A 13,558-nucleotide genomic window follows, 5' to 3' on the forward strand; every position below is an offset into this window, starting at 1 on the left:
CGACGGGGGCGGTCGGCTCGGCTAGCCTTGAGAGAGGAGGTGCGGTGAGCTCTCTTTTCGACCCACTCGCGCGCGTGGCCTACCGCGGCGCCTACAGGCTGGCGACCGCGTATTGGTTCGTCCGCCGCCCGAAAACAGAGGGAACCCTCGTCGGCGTGTGGCTGGGCCGGAAGGTGCTGCTGCTGCAGAACTCGTACAGACGCGCCTTCGCCCTGCCAGGAGGAGGCAAGCACTGGAGGGAGTCCCCGCAGGAGACCGGCGCGCGAGAGCTGCGCGAGGAGGTGGGGCTGCACGTCTCCCCTCACGAGCTGCGCGAGGTCTTCGAGACCCAGGGCACGGAAGAGTACAAGCGCGACCGGTGCCACTTCGTCGAGCTCGAGCTCCAAGCCGAGCCCTCCCTCGTCCTCGACAACCGCGAGGTGGTGTGGGCCCGGTTCCTGGACCTCGACACGGCCCTCCAACTGCCCCTCGCCCAGGTGGTGCGTGTCTACCTCGAGGAAGCGGCACGGCGGCGCGCGCCTGGCGCCACGTCCCCCTGAAACCACCCCACCCCGCGGCGTGCCCGGCGTGCCTTCAGAGGGCCACGCCGTAGAGAGCGCCGAACTTGGACTTGAGGTAGGCGAGGAAGTCCGCGTCAGTCAGGCCCTGGCCCGTCACCTTGCGCACCAGCTCCTCAGCGGGCTGGCGGTAGCCCTCGGAGTGCACGTGGGTGCGCAGCCAGTCACGCAAAGGCCGGAGCTCGCCGCGGGCGAGACCCTCCTCCAGGTTCGGCAGGGCACGCTGCGCGGCACGGTAGATGGACGCGGCGTAGAGGTTGCCCAGCGAGTACGTGGGGAAGTAGCCGAACTCACCCCAAGCCCAGTGGATGTCCTGCAGCACGCCCTGCGTGTCGTCCGGAGGGGTGACGCCGAGGAAGCGCCGCATGCGCTCGTTCCACGCCGAGGGCAGCTCGCCCAGCGGCAGCTCATCGCGGATGAGCAGCAGCTCCAGCTCGTAGCGCAGGACGATGTGCAGGTTGTACGTCACCTCATCCGCCTCCACGCGGATGAACGAGGGCGTCACGCGATTGAGGGCGGCGTGGAAGGTGTCCAGGTCCACGCCCGCGAGCGCCTCGGGGAAGGCCTCGCGCAGCGCCGGGAAGTAGTGCGTCCAGAAGGCCCGGCTGCGCCCCACCAGGTTCTCCCACAGCCGCGACTGTGACTCGTGCAGGCCCATGGAGGGCGCGTTCGCCAGGGGCGTGCGGTAGTGGGCCTCGGAGAAGCCCTGCTCGTACAGGCCATGCCCACCCTCGTGCAGCGTGCTGAGGAGCGCCGTCAGCGAGCCCTCCTCGATGTGCGTGGTAAGGCGCACGTCCGTGGGGTGCTGTCCGCTGGAGAAGGGGTGGATGCTCTTGTCCTGCCGTCCCGCCTCCAGGTCGAAGCCCATGTCCCCCAACAGCCGCAGCGTGAAGCGCCACTGCGCCTCCGGCTCAAAGCGCCGGCCCTGGAAGAAGTCCCCAACCTTGCGCGGCGCCGCCTGAATGGACGCGACGAGCGGAATGAGGTTGTCACGCAGCGCGCTGAGCACCGGAGTGAGGCGGGCCACGCGCATCCCGGGCTCGTAGCCCTCGAGCAGCGCGTTGTAGCGCTCACCGTCGTGGCCATAGGCATCCGCCTGCTCGCGACGCAGAGCCAACATCCGCTCCAGCGCGGGCTGGAAGACGGCAAAACGGTTCTGCTTGCGCGCCTCGCGCCACGCCCCGAGCCCCCGGCTCTGCGCCTCGGCGAGCGCCTGCACCAGCGCCTTGGGCACCTTCACGGCCCGGTCCCTCTCCTGGGTGAGCACGCGCGCCATGGCCCGCTGATCAGCGGTGAGGCTCTTGTTGTCGGCCGCCCAGGCCAGCAGCTCGCCCAGCCGGGGGTCGACCAGGCGCTCGTGGTGGATGCCCTGCAGGGTGGAGAGCTGGTGCGCCCGCGACTCCGCTCCCTTAGGGGGCAGGTAGGTCTCCTGGTCCCACGTGGCCAGGCCAATGAGTCCACCGAGGTCCCGGAGCTCCTGCATCCGGGCGAGCAGCGTGTCGAAGGTCTTTTCCATGGCGATCCTTTAGTCCGATTCGCCTCGGACTTCCGCAAGGGCCAGCATTCGGTTAATGGGCCACCCATGGCCAGCCAGGTTCAGTTCTTCATGTCCCCCGACGACGAGGTCGCCTTCTTCCGCTTCCTCGAGCGCTTCGAGCTGGAGGTGTACCCCCGGCGCGTGCCCCCGGATTGGGAGACCTTCCGGGCAAGCCAGGAGAACGTCCCCCGGCTGCCCGAGGAGGACCTCTATATGGTGGCCGTCTCCGTGGGCCCGGCCATCGTGGACAAGGTGAAGCGCGGCCCGGACAAGGGCTTCTGGCGCATCGACGAGGTGCGCTCGCCGGTCATCTTCATGGAGCGCTGCCGGATGAACGAGGAGGGCGAGCTGCTCAGCGGGCAGATGTGGGCCGAGCTGGAAGTGACGCCCCAGACGGGTCGCAAGGACGCGGCCTCGGATCAGTTCCGGCGCCTGTACCGGGAGATCGAGGAGTACATCAAGAAGACCTTCCGCAAGGGCGACCCCAAGGCCTTCTTCGTGGGCCCCAAGGCCGCGCGCCTCCACAAGGAGACCCAGCTGGTGCTGCGCGACTCGGCGCACCGCGGCGGCACGGTGGTACCGTACAAGTAGACCCGTTTTTCTCAGTCTTTGGGAATACACGGGCGGGCTGACGCACTCGGTCATGTGTCCGAAGTCAGACTTGAGTGGAAAGTTGGTATGAATCGGCCCCAAGCCTCATGAGCCATTCAGCCACTGCTCCCGTCCGTATCGGCACCATCCTGAGAGACACCTACGAGCTCACCGCGGAGCTAGGAAGAGGAGGAATGGGCGCCGTCTTCTTGGCTCAGCACCTCCGACTTCCCGGCAAGCAGGTGGCGGTGAAGGTCCTCCACTCCCAGGAGGAGGTCAGCCCCGAGTGGCACGCGCGCTTCCAGCGTGAAGCGGAGATCACCTCGCGGCTGGGCCACCCCAACATCGTCGAGGTGCTCGACTACCACAGCATGGAGGACGGCACTCCCTACCTGGTGATGGAGTACCTGCGCGGCGAGAGCCTCTCGAAGCGGATGCGGCAGGGCCCCTTCCCGATCCAGGAGGCGCTGCTCATCGCGCGGCAGATCGGCTCGGCCCTGCACGCCGCCCACCAGGCGGGGGTGATCCACCGGGACCTGAAGCCGGGCAACGTGTACCTCGTGCCCACCGAGTCCGGGGGCGTGCTCGGCGAGCGGGTGAAGCTGCTCGACTTCGGCATCTCGAAGCTCGTCTCGGCCCAGACGGTCCACACCCAGGAAGACGTGCTCATGGGCACGCCGCGGTACATGTCGCCCGAGCAGGCGAAGGGAAAGAACCGCGACGTCGATGCCCGCTCGGACCTGTTCTCCCTCGGAGCCATCGTCTACGAGATGTTGTCCGGACGGCCGCCCTTCTCCTCGGAGTCCGTGGCAGGGCTCATCTACAACATCGTGCATGAGCCGCCCGTCCCGCTGGACCAGCTCCGTCCGGAGGTTCCCGCGGAGGTGGTCGCGGCAGTGAGCCGGGCGCTCTCGAAGGACCCGCAGGAGCGCTACCCGGACGTCGCGTCGTTCATCGCCGAGCTGACCGGGACGCCCCTGCAGAGCCTCCCCAAGCCGCAGCAGCCGAGCCCGGAGCCTCGCCGTCCCCGGCAGGAGATCGTGACAGCGGGCCCCCGGGCTGCTCCCGCGCCGTCCCAGGCGGAGGCGCCCAATCGCACGGTGGCGCTGCGCCCCGGTGCCGCGGCGAAGTCGAAGGCCGAGGAAACGCCAGCGCCCGCGGAGGTATCACCCCCCGAGGCATCGCTCCTCGAAGCGCCTCCTCCCGAGGCCCCACTCCCCGCGGCCCCGCCGAAGTCGAAGGCCCCGATGGCCGTGGGCGCGGCGGCGTTGATCCTGGTGGCCGCGACCGCCGGGTGGTGGCTGCTGCGCCCCGCTCCCGCCCCTGCTCCCGCCCCCACCGTCAGCGCACCGGAGAGCACGGCGAAGGCGGAGCCCGCCCCGAAACACGCCGACCCGCCCCCGGCCGCCGTTGAGTCTCCGTCCCAGGCCCGGGCCCAGGCTGAAGCCGAGCCTCCTTCCGAGCAACGCCCGGAGGAACCCGTGGCCTCCGCGCAGACGCCGACTCCTGCGGCTGCCAAGCCCGAACCGTCCGCGCGAGCCCCCACGCGCCAGGGCGCGCCCGAGGTCATTCCCCAGGCGGTCCGTATGGATTTGGATGAGGCGGAAAAAGCCCTTGCCGCGAATAATGCCGAGGAGGCGATCCGGCTTGCCCGCCGCAGCCAGCGGACGCAGCTCACCAATGCGTCGTACTCGCTCCTGACTCGGGCGCACTGCCGCCAGGGAGATCTCGCCAACGCCCGCGCGCAGTGGGCGAAGGTTCCCTCGGCGGAGCGCAACCGGGTACGTCAGTACTGCAAGCTATACGACATCAACTTCTGAACCCGCGAACGACATCGGGGGAGATGTAAACGTGAGAATCATTCTGACAATGGTCATCGCAGTGGGGATGTTCGGCTGCGCCACGACCCGGGCGCCCGTCGGAGCTGGGAAGGTCTTCTCGGGCCCGCAGGGCGAAGAGGTCGCGGTCATCCCGCTGCTCCCCGAGCAGGAGCAGAAGGCGCTCGTCTACGTCCAGGGCACGGGCGGAGAGTTCGACGGGAAGGCGCTCCCGCACAAGCATGAGTCCTACGACGACAAGGAGGACTACACCACGACGCTGAGGGGCAGCGACTACCGGACGTTCATCGTGCGGCCCCAAGGGGGCTCCCGGAGCCATCAGCTCTCCGTGCCCGGGCGCAACAACAGCATCCGCGTTTCCTACGACGAGGCTCGCACCCAGGCGCTGAAGGCCAAGGACATCTACGCGCTGTATGAGAAGCAGAAGGCGGACGGCACGCTCGACAAGCTCGCGGCGTTCGATCGCAAGGGCACGATGGCGCGGCACGACCAGTCGCTCGCCGAGACGTTGAATGCAATGAACAAGACCTGCGGCACCTCGGTCACCGCGACGATTGTCTGGGATTCCATCTCGGATGACCTGTTGAAGGACTACAGCATCGCCTCCTTCTGCGAGAGCCCGCTCACCGCGCTGGAGAAGCTGTGCGACACGAACGTGAGCAAGCGGATCATCCGCGAGAAGGTGCGGGAGGTGCGCTGCCAGTTCGGGAATGAGATGAAGCTGTCCGTGGACGCGGGGCGAGTGACCTGGACGACGCAGCAGGATGCCGCGAACCAGGAAGACTTCGCCGTCCAGTACTTCGAAAAGAACCTCTAGACGGAGCGCACATGTCTGCTCGTCACTTCTTCGCTACCGCCGCAGTTCTCCTCTCCGCCAACGCCTCGTGGGCCATTGAGCCCCCGTGGGGCAAGGCCCAGAGCCTGGGAGAGAAGCGGCTCCTCGAAAAGACCGCCGTCTGCACGGACGGCAAGGGCCACTACTTCACCCTGTCACCCGGCACGGACGGCCCGAACCAGCTCTTCTACGGGGACGGCCGCACGTTCGTGCAGGTGCCCCTCGCCCCGTACTCCACGACCACCTTCCTGGAGCCGCGCTTCGTCGACAAGAGCCGCAACCCCAACTTCCGCGGCATGGACATGCGCGTGTACTCGGACGTCATCGTGGACAGGGAGAAGGGAAGCTGCGCGGTGCGCTGCGGCGAGCGGACCATCCCCTTCTCCTTCGTCGAGCCCGAGAAGGCGCAGGAGCTGCTCCAGTCCGCCTCGTTCACGGAGAACCCGCAGAAGTTCGTGCCCTACGCCCTGCTCCGGGACAGCAAGGGCATCTACTACCTGGTGGAGCGGGGTTTCCGGCCGGAGGAGGAGAACCGCTTCCGGGTGTCCATCGGGCCCAAGGGCAGCCTCAAGCAGCAGCAGATGATCAACCTCGTCTCCGACTCCGAGGGGCAGATCTTCTCCACGAAGAAGGGCGATCTCCGGCTCGTGGTGGACGAGAAGAAGCCATCGATCTGGATCGAGAAGAAGAAGAAGCTCGAGCTGCGCGCGGTGCCCGTCCACGAGAACCTGCCGCTCATCTACAACGAGCTGGGGCCCTACACCGGCGTCCGGCTGGGCACGCCCTGCGACGATCAGTGAGCGGGCTTCGCGCCTGAGCGCGTCTCGCCCTGACGGTGCGAGAGGTGGCAGAACGGCTGGCGGTGTCTCCTGCTACCGTTCACAGCCTGTGCGCCGCCTGCCAGGGGGAGCCCAATGCGGGCGTCCTCCCCGCCGGGGCTGGAGCGATGAGGAGCCTTCCCGCGTCGAGACACGCGGTCGGGCTCACATCAAAGCCCCGGCCCCACAGTCAAAGCCGGAAAGGTCACGTTCCCGATGACGAAGGTTCGTTGGCCGTCAGCCTCCCAGAGCTTCAGGGTGAAGGTGCCCTCTGTCCGCGCGTCCGGGGCCATCACTTCGAGCCAGATGCGGCGCAGTGCCCCCGAGGGGAGCGGCTCGGCTGGCCAGAAGGTCGCATCCAGTACATCACCCCTGGGTCCGACCAATACCGCTCCGTGCGGTATCCACGACTTCGCCGCGTCCGGGTTCTCCAGCCACAAGCCGATGGCGATCCGGCCAGGAGCGCGGAAGGTCGTTACCGTCCGTGGCAATAGGATGTTGCTCTCGCGCTTGGTGATGCGCTTGGTGATGCGCTTGGTGATGGACTGAGATGGGATACCCGCTTCCCCCACCAGGCCCGAGGCGAACAGCCCGATCAGTCCCTCCGGCCTGTCTCGTTCAGCGCGCAGCCGTTGGATTTCCGCGCGCAGTTCCGAGTTCTCCTCGCGCGTCTTCCTCAACTCGGCTTGAACGGAGTCCACCGAACGCGCGTGCCGGAAGATCTCCACCCGGCGCTCGCCAATCGCGGGATGAACGATCAGCCGGAAGGATGCGCAAGCAGGAACTGCATCATCCGCGAAGCACACCGTCACCGTGCTGGGCTTCGCACCGCGCATCTTCTCCGAGGGCTCAAGCGTGATGAGGCGCTTTCCAGGTGCGAGCTCGAAGTGCTCGCGATTCTCCAACGTCATCCTGTCCGCGCGCACATCCGAGTCGAAGCGGAAGGTGGTGGGCTGTCCTGGACTGATCTGAACCTCGGGGACTTCGTTGGCCCCTTCCGCCGCCAACTCGATGCAGCGGCCCTCTGCCTCCCCTGGCGGAGGACAGGTCCGCGCGGTGGCGGAAGTCCCCGCGAGAAGCAGCATCATCAGGAACGCGGCAGGCGACGAAGCGAACACGGGGGAATGACTCCGAAGCAGAAACGGTGGCCGCCTCTATCACGTCTCCCGACTCCGTGGAGACTGAGCCCGGGACGATGTACTGGCCGCTCGGCTGGCCCTTATTCGAATCTACTGACAGCTCTCACGCGCACCGTGGAGAAGATCCGTGCGCTCTCTGGTCCTCCGTTCGACTCCCGAATGGCGCCTCTCCCACCCTCCTCGTCTCGCACTTCCAGGCAGACCTTGAACGTATCTCCGCCCGGCACCTTGGCTTCGGTGAGTCTCCCGTACACGCGCCCATCGCCGAAGATCAGCCGCCCAGACAAGAGGGTTCTGCTTGGCAACTTCCCCCAGTCCCCGATCAAACTGATGGTGGTGTCACCCTCTTGCACGGTGATGTACATGGCCCCGGGACTGGGGAAATACGCGGGATGTTGGTTCCCGATGTCGAGGCCGAGCGTCTTCATCGTCTCGACCGCACCGGCCGGACACGGAGCGGGTTCCGGAGTCGGCCGCACTTGTTGGGGGGTCGGACATCCCGCCAGCGCATTGCAAACCAAGCCCGTACCGATGGCCTTGGCCGCGCGTCCGAGAACCTTCGTCGTCTTCTCCTGAGTCTTCTCGCTGGTGTCCTTGCGATGCATCGTGATCATGACAGGCGCGGAAATGGAGCCCATCGCAGGCTCGGCGCCTTCTCCGCTTGGAGGATCCAGCGGCTTCGCGGATTGCGCCACTTCACGGCCGGGCCCGGCTTGTCGAGTGTGAGCGGCCTCGGATGACGTGTGGAGTGGAGCCGACCCAGGACCAGTGGGCAGCAGCGAGGTTGCGAACAGGAACGCGCCGAGCGCCACAACCGCGAACCCCGCTGCTGTGACGAAGCGAGAGCGACGGCACGACACTGGAGGGGTCGGAGGTGGTGTAGCTCGCGGTGCTTGGAGAGGAGCCGGGGCTTGGGATGCAGGAGGCGGAACCAGCTCCGGCGCAGGCATGGCAGCAACAGCGGGCATCTTCTCTTCCGGGATGGCGGCGAGAACTTCGGCCTCGGGCGCGGGTGCTTCTGGAACCTTCTTCGGTGGCTTCCGGCCTCTCCGGCGCTCCTTCTTCAGCCAACGCTTTAGCCAGCGCTTCGAGTCGGCCACATCCACCAGCGCGGGATCTTCCTCGGTCGTCCTGTTGTGGGGCGAGTCCGGCTCGAACAGCGGGAGGTCCCAGCTTGCATCGGCCTCGGCTTCAACCATGGCCGCGTCGAGCGTCGCGCAGAACTCGACCACGCTTCCGTAGCGTGCTGCCGGGTCCTTCTCCAACATCCGCATGCAGATCTCGGCGAGCGCTCGCGGAACTCGTGGACTGAGGACGTGCGGCGCCACAGGCGTCTGGTGGAGGATGCGCTCCGCGAGCCCTCCCCCTTCTTCGTCCTCCCGATCCCCAAACGGAAGGATGTCCGTCAGAAGCCAATAGAACGACACGCCGAGGGCCCAAAGCTCGTCCGCTGGGCTGTAGTCGTAGCTTCCGGCATCGTTCTCTCTGCTGAACCGCCACGCCTCCGGCGCGCGGAACTCGAGGGTTCCCGGCGGAAGACGCGAACGGGTGAGGGCCGGAGCCCCCATCAGAGTGCCGACCCCGAAATCGATCAGGAGCGGTCTCGCGTTCCCATCCCGGATGATGACGTTGTCCGGCTTGAGGTCCCTGTGCATGACGCCTTGCCGCAGCACTTCGCCGAGCGTCAGCCCGATATCCAGCACGATGCGCGCGGACTTGCGGGCCGAGGGGTTCTCCTCCGAGGCATACGTCTCCAGGGTCCGGTCCCCGGCGAACTCCATGACGATGTAGGGGTGGCCAACGAATGGATCCGGCCAGTATCCGCATCCGAAGAAGCGGACGACATCGGGATGATCCAGGTGGTTCAGGATTCCGATCTCGCGCTTGGCCCTGTCATTCAACAGGCGGCCCCGGAGAATCTTGACGGCGTAGAAGCATCCGGCCTGCTCGGCCTTGTAGACGTAGCCGTAGCTCCCGCTGCCGAGCGTCTCGACAATGCGATAGCCCCCGACCATTTCTTGGGTTTCCGGCAACCTGTAGACCCATCCCACGGAACCACCCCCGAGAAGGCCGAGCCTACCAGCCTCGTGGAGAACGAGCTGCGCGCCGAAAGCCCCGGCCTCCTGTCCACCGTGGTAGACGGCATCCATGGACGAAGAACTTCAGCGCTCCCTCGGAGAGGTGGCTCGCGCGGCACGGGAGCGCCTCGGACTCACCCAGGCCCAAGTCGCCCAGAAGGTGGGTCTCGTCCCGGGTGTCTACGGGAGGATCGAACGTGGCGACATGATGCCGTCCGTCCCGAGCCTGCGGCGAATCAGCATCGTCTTGGGAATCTCGTCTGACGCTCTGATGGGGGTGAGCCCTTCGCAGGTTGCAGCCACGGTGGATGAAGCTCCCCCAGCGGAGAACCTCTCGCCTGAACTTCGGCGCATCCTCCATCAACTTCGCACGTGGACGCCGAAGCGGCTGAAGGTGCTCAGCAAGGTGCTGACCGTACTTGCTTCCTCCTTCGAGGATTGAGCCAGGTAGGACCATCCGCTTACTCGGCTTGACCCTCTGGCCGTTGTGCCGTGTGTCTCACCAGCGCATTGGCCGTGCTGAGCATGACGGCTACCTGTGCAGCGTCCATGCGGCGAAGCGTTCTCACCAGTCGGCGCAGCGCGGGTGGATCATCTGCCTCGGGTTCAGGCACCTTCAGCCACGAAGGATCCTTCTCGACATCGAGCCCCAGGGCAATGTTTGCGTCCAGGCGCAGCACGCGGCACAACCTGCGAAAGGTCAGAACGCTCGGGAGTAGGTATCCTCGCTCCAGCCGACCGAAAACCTCGGTGACGATCCCAACGCGATCCGCCACATCAGCCTGGGTCAGCTCGGCCGTCTTGCGAGCCTCACGCACGACCGCTGCCAGGTGGACCATTAGCTTCTTCTTCTCGTTCTGCCTGTCCGTCATCGGTGCGCTCGGTCCAGTGACTATCGGATGCTCGATGCCTTCGGCCATGGAAGGACACCCATCTCCACAGGGTGCGCATCCTTCCGCTTGAGGGCGGATGCTTTCTTGAGGATGTCGGCCAGTTCCGCTGCCGCCTCGGTGGCGCCGAAGGGTGGGCCGAGACTGCGAAGGTACGCGCGCAGATCGTCACGCAACTCAGCGGCCGACTGGTAGCGCTCAGCGGGGTCGCTCTGAAGGGCCCGGAGTGCGACCTTCATCAAAGGGGCCGGGGCTTGCTGGGCGATGCGTTCCACATCCTCGGGTCCGAAGCGCAAGAGCCGGTCAGCCAGTACCTCGATGGAAGCCCACGCCGACTGCTCGGCCTTCACGCCCGAAACGAGCCGAAGCGCGCGTCTGGAAACCTCGGGTGGCAGGACGTCAGGAGGATCGAGCGGATGGTGGCCCGCGATCATCTCTAGCAGCACGAGCCCGAGCGAGAAGATGTCCACGCGGCTGTCGATCCCCTTGGGCGAGAGAAGACCGGCCCGGCCCTTCTCGGAGACGGAGCGAATGATCTCCGGAGCCGCGTAGGCGAAGTTTCCTCGGAGCACGCGCGGCGGAGTGGGAACGCGGCCGAGAAGCTCGGAAAAGGCCGCGCCGAAGTGGGTGAGCTTCACCCGACCGTTCCGCCCGAGGCGGATAGTCGTGGGACAGACAGCCCGGTGGATGATGTGAAGCTCGCGCCCTCTGTCGTCCTCGCAGTGATGGGCGTAGTCGAGAGCGTTGGCCACCTCGGCGGCGATGAAGGCGGCGAGGGCAGGCGAGAGCTTCCGATCCAGCAGCAGCGCAGAGCCGATGAGCGTGGCCAGGAACGCTCCTGGCGTGTATTCCATCACCACGAAAGGGTCCCCCTGATACTCGGCGAGCCGGAGAACGCGGCCGATCCTCGGGTGATGCAGGTACTCGGCGAGCTGAACTTCCTCGATTGCTCGAGTCCGGCCCTCGCGCCCCTCCGGAACTTCTACCTGCTTCAGGACGACGAGCCTCCGGCGAGCCTTCTCCTTCAAGGGCCTGCACCACGAGAGAAACAGGGTGTCGTAGTCCACGTGTTCGAGGAGGGTACGAAACACCTCGTAACGGAAGCCTCCTGACTCGAAGGTGAAGCGCCCTGTGTCCGTGGGCGGGTTGCCGGCTCCGATCATATGGCCTCCTGTGCGCTTCGGATCACTTGAGAGGAGTGCAAGTCCCCATTGGTTATATCCAACGTGCTCCGACACGTACCATGGAAGGGCGGAGAAATGGAAGCCACCTTACCAGGTAGGTCATCACCTCCGGGCATCCAGCAGGAGTAGGATTGCCCCGAAGGTGCCCGACGTGCGGGCGGGGCCTGTGGGCTACGGGCAGGGTGCGGCCCATCCGCTTCCATGACTTGCGGCACACCACGGCCAGCCTGTTGATGATGAGCGGGGCCAACCCGGCAGCCGTTCAGCGCATCATGCGGCACACCGACCCGCGCATCATGACGGAGACCTATGGCCACCTGACGCCCAACTACCTGCGGGCGGAGGTGAATCGGCTGTCGGCAGTTACGCCGGTGCAGGACTTAAATGCAGCATCTACCCCGGCCCTCTCCCCGAGGAGGAAGAGGGCGGGTCGTATCACCGGGACTCAGGAGCCCGTGGCAGCCAGCTCGCGCAGCTGCGGCGCCGCCGAGAGGAACTTCAGCTCCGGGTGCTTCTCCTCGGCGTGCTGCAACGCCCAGTCGTCCCGGAAGAGCACCAGCGGCAGCCCGTCACGGTCCTGCACCGTCTGCCGGTTGCCCTCCCAGTCGAACGTCTTCGGATCGAAGTTCGGCCCCACCACCCACCGCGCGTGGCTGAACGGCAGCCGGTCCAGCATGATGCGGGCGCCGTACTCGTGCTCCACCCGGTACTGCAGCACTTCGAACTGCAGCGCTCCCACCACGCCCACGATGGGATCCTTCATCCCCATCCCGAGCTGCTGGAAGATCTGCACCGTGCCCTCCTCGGAGAGCTGCTCCAGGCCCTTCTCCATCTGCTTGCGCCGCAGCGGGTCCTTCGAGCGCACGACGGCGAAGTACTCCGGGCTGAAGCGCGGCACGCTGTCGAACAGCAGGTCCTCGCCCTCGCAGAGCGTGTCCCCGATGCGGAACATGCCCGGGTCGAACAGACCAATCACATCCCCGGGCCACGCGTCCTCGATGGCCGTGCGCTCGGCCGCCATGAACTGGCTCGGCTTGGCCAGGCGCACGTCCTTGCCCAGCCGCGAGTGGAACGCGCTCATCCCCTTGACGTACCGGCCCGACACCACGCGCATGAACGCGATGCGGTCGCGGTGCGCCGGGTCCATGTTCGCCTGAATCTTGAACACGAAGCCCGCGAACTTCGGGTTCGTGGGCTCGCGCGGCCCGTTCTTCGTCTGACGCGACGTGGGGGCCGGCGCCAGCTCCAGGAAGTGGTCCAGGAACGGCCGCACGCCGAAGTTCGTCATCGCGCTGCCGAAGAACATGGGCGTGAGCTGACCCGTGGCCACCTTCTCCCGGGTGAACTCGTCCCCGCCGATGTCCAGCAGCTCGATCTCCTCCTTGAGCGTGGCCAGCTCGCGCTCGGTGAGGACGGAGTGGATGTCCGGCGAGTCGATGGACACGGAGCGCTCGGCCACCTCGGACTCACCGTGCCGACCCTCCGCGGAGAAGACGTGCACGACCTTGTTCTGCCGGTCGTACACGCCCCGGAACTCGGGCCCCATGCCGATGGGCCAGTTCATCGGGTAGGCGCGGATGCCGAGCACCTGCTCCAGCTCGTCCATGAGCTCGAGCGGCGCGCGGCCGAAGCGGTCGAGCTTGTTGACGAAGGTGAAGATGGGGATACCGCGCATGCGGCACACCTTGAAGAGCTTCTTGGTCTGCGGCTCGACGCCCTTGGCGGCGTCGATGAGCATCACCGCCGAGTCCGCCGCCGCGAGGGTGCGGTAGGTGTCCTCGGAGAAGTCCTGGTGGCCGGGGGTGTCCAGCAGGTTCACCGCGTGGCCCCGGTAGGGGAACTGGAGCACCGAGGAGGTCACGGAGATACCGCGCTCCTTCTCCAGCTCCATCCAGTCGCTCGTGGCGTGGCGGCTCGCACGGCGGGCCTTCACGCTGCCGGCGAGGTGGATGGCGCCACCGTAGAGCAGCAGCTTCTCGGTGAGGGTCGTCTTACCCGCGTCGGGGTGGGAGATGATCGCGAAAGTACGCCGACGGGCGACTTCCTGGTCGAGCTCGGATGCCATATCGGGAAGGGAACTATCACGGGGCG

12 protein-coding genes and 1 pseudogene are annotated in these 13,558 nt (G+C 66.6%); 7 read left to right on the forward strand and 6 right to left on the reverse strand.

Annotated elements, in window-relative coordinates; translation table 11 throughout:
• Window positions 1–44 precede the first annotated feature (44 nt).
• Window positions 45–539 (forward strand): NUDIX hydrolase, encoded by a 495-nt coding sequence (locus F0U60_RS43280; protein ID WP_395808965.1) that lies wholly within the window; start codon window positions 45–47, stop codon window positions 537–539.
• 34 nt (window positions 540–573) lie between these two features.
• Here F0U60_RS43280 and F0U60_RS43285 read toward each other — a convergent pair whose 3' ends face one another.
• Window positions 574–2,073: a carboxypeptidase M32 gene (locus F0U60_RS43285; protein ID WP_395808967.1), complete on the reverse strand. Its 1,500-nt coding sequence runs from the start codon at window positions 2,071–2,073 to the stop codon at window positions 574–576.
• Window positions 2,074–2,139: 66 nt separating this feature from the next.
• Between F0U60_RS43285 and F0U60_RS43290 the strand changes: the two genes are divergently transcribed.
• The 4 genes from F0U60_RS43290 to F0U60_RS43305 all read left to right on the forward strand — a co-directional run bounded on the left by F0U60_RS43290 (window position 2,140) and on the right by F0U60_RS43305 (window position 6,158).
• On the forward strand, window positions 2,140–2,685 hold the full coding sequence (locus F0U60_RS43290) for a hypothetical protein (protein ID WP_395808969.1): 546 nt from the start codon (window positions 2,140–2,142) through the stop codon (window positions 2,683–2,685).
• Between the two features lie 107 nt (window positions 2,686–2,792).
• Window positions 2,793–4,505 (forward strand): protein kinase, encoded by a 1,713-nt coding sequence (locus F0U60_RS43295; RefSeq protein WP_395808971.1) that lies wholly within the window; start codon window positions 2,793–2,795, stop codon window positions 4,503–4,505.
• Window positions 4,506–4,536: 31 nt separating this feature from the next.
• A complete protein-coding gene (locus F0U60_RS43300; protein WP_395808973.1) occupies window positions 4,537–5,340 on the forward strand; it encodes a hypothetical protein in 804 nt (267 codons plus the stop codon).
• An 11-nt stretch (window positions 5,341–5,351) separates the two neighbouring features.
• A complete protein-coding gene (locus tag F0U60_RS43305; protein ID WP_395808975.1) occupies window positions 5,352–6,158 on the forward strand; it encodes a hypothetical protein in 807 nt (268 codons plus the stop codon).
• Between the two features lie 188 nt (window positions 6,159–6,346).
• Here the strand turns inward: F0U60_RS43305 and F0U60_RS43310 are convergent, their stop codons facing one another.
• Together F0U60_RS43310 and F0U60_RS43315 are read right to left on the reverse strand one after the other, a co-directional pair.
• Window positions 6,347–7,294 (reverse strand): DUF2381 family protein, encoded by a 948-nt coding sequence (locus F0U60_RS43310; protein ID WP_395808977.1) that lies wholly within the window; start codon window positions 7,292–7,294, stop codon window positions 6,347–6,349.
• Window positions 7,295–7,395: 101 nt separating this feature from the next.
• A complete protein-coding gene (locus F0U60_RS43315; protein ID WP_395808979.1) occupies window positions 7,396–9,330 on the reverse strand; it encodes a serine/threonine protein kinase in 1,935 nt (644 codons plus the stop codon).
• A 133-nt stretch (window positions 9,331–9,463) separates the two neighbouring features.
• Between F0U60_RS43315 and F0U60_RS43320 the strand changes: the two genes are divergently transcribed.
• Window positions 9,464–9,835 carry a helix-turn-helix domain-containing protein gene (locus F0U60_RS43320; protein WP_395808981.1) on the forward strand — a complete coding sequence of 124 codons (372 nt, stop codon included), beginning with the start codon at window positions 9,464–9,466 and terminating at the stop codon, window positions 9,833–9,835.
• A gap of 19 nt (window positions 9,836–9,854) precedes the next feature.
• On the opposite strand, the gene F0U60_RS43325 is transcribed toward F0U60_RS43320, so the two are convergent.
• Window positions 9,855–10,313: a helix-turn-helix domain-containing protein gene (locus F0U60_RS43325; RefSeq protein WP_395808983.1), complete on the reverse strand. Its 459-nt coding sequence runs from the start codon at window positions 10,311–10,313 to the stop codon at window positions 9,855–9,857.
• Window positions 10,286–11,446: a serine/threonine-protein kinase gene (locus F0U60_RS43330; RefSeq protein WP_395808985.1), complete on the reverse strand. Its 1,161-nt coding sequence runs from the start codon at window positions 11,444–11,446 to the stop codon at window positions 10,286–10,288. The genes F0U60_RS43325 and F0U60_RS43330 overlap by 28 nt, the downstream gene beginning before the upstream one ends.
• A 203-nt stretch (window positions 11,447–11,649) precedes the next feature.
• Between F0U60_RS43330 and F0U60_RS43335 the strand changes: the two are divergent.
• Window positions 11,650–11,778 (forward strand): annotated as a pseudogene (locus F0U60_RS43335) (tyrosine-type recombinase/integrase); the annotation flags it as partial.
• Window positions 11,779–11,912: 134 nt separating this feature from the next.
• Here the strand turns inward: F0U60_RS43335 and F0U60_RS43340 are convergent.
• Window positions 11,913–13,532, reverse strand: coding sequence for a peptide chain release factor 3 (locus F0U60_RS43340; protein ID WP_395808987.1), 1,620 nt, complete (start codon window positions 13,530–13,532; stop codon window positions 11,913–11,915).
• Window positions 13,533–13,558: the final 26 nt, after the last annotated feature.

The sequence above is a fragment of the Archangium minus genome (assembly GCF_044360475.1).
Classification (GTDB): Bacteria; Myxococcota; Myxococcia; order Myxococcales; family Myxococcaceae; genus Archangium; species Archangium minus.

Bases quoted from the DNA above. Each gene is read 5' to 3' on its own strand.
- F0U60_RS43315 (WP_395808979.1), bottom strand. From the start codon at position 9,330: ATGGTCGGGGGCTATCGCATTGTCGAGACGCTCGGCAGCGGGAGCTAC.
- F0U60_RS43330 (WP_395808985.1), bottom strand. From the start codon at position 11,446: ATGATCGGAGCCGGCAACCCGCCCACGGACACAGGGCGCTTCACCTTC.
- F0U60_RS43305 (WP_395808975.1), top strand. From the start codon at position 5,352: ATGTCTGCTCGTCACTTCTTCGCTACCGCCGCAGTTCTCCTCTCCGCC.
- F0U60_RS43295 (WP_395808971.1), top strand. From the start codon at position 2,793: ATGAGCCATTCAGCCACTGCTCCCGTCCGTATCGGCACCATCCTGAGA.
- F0U60_RS43340 (WP_395808987.1), bottom strand. From the start codon at position 13,532: ATGGCATCCGAGCTCGACCAGGAAGTCGCCCGTCGGCGTACTTTCGCG.
- F0U60_RS43325 (WP_395808983.1), bottom strand. From the start codon at position 10,313: ATGGCCGAAGGCATCGAGCATCCGATAGTCACTGGACCGAGCGCACCG.
- F0U60_RS43290 (WP_395808969.1), top strand. From the start codon at position 2,140: ATGGCCAGCCAGGTTCAGTTCTTCATGTCCCCCGACGACGAGGTCGCC.
- F0U60_RS43285 (WP_395808967.1), bottom strand. From the start codon at position 2,073: ATGGAAAAGACCTTCGACACGCTGCTCGCCCGGATGCAGGAGCTCCGG.
- F0U60_RS43320 (WP_395808981.1), top strand. From the start codon at position 9,464: ATGGACGAAGAACTTCAGCGCTCCCTCGGAGAGGTGGCTCGCGCGGCA.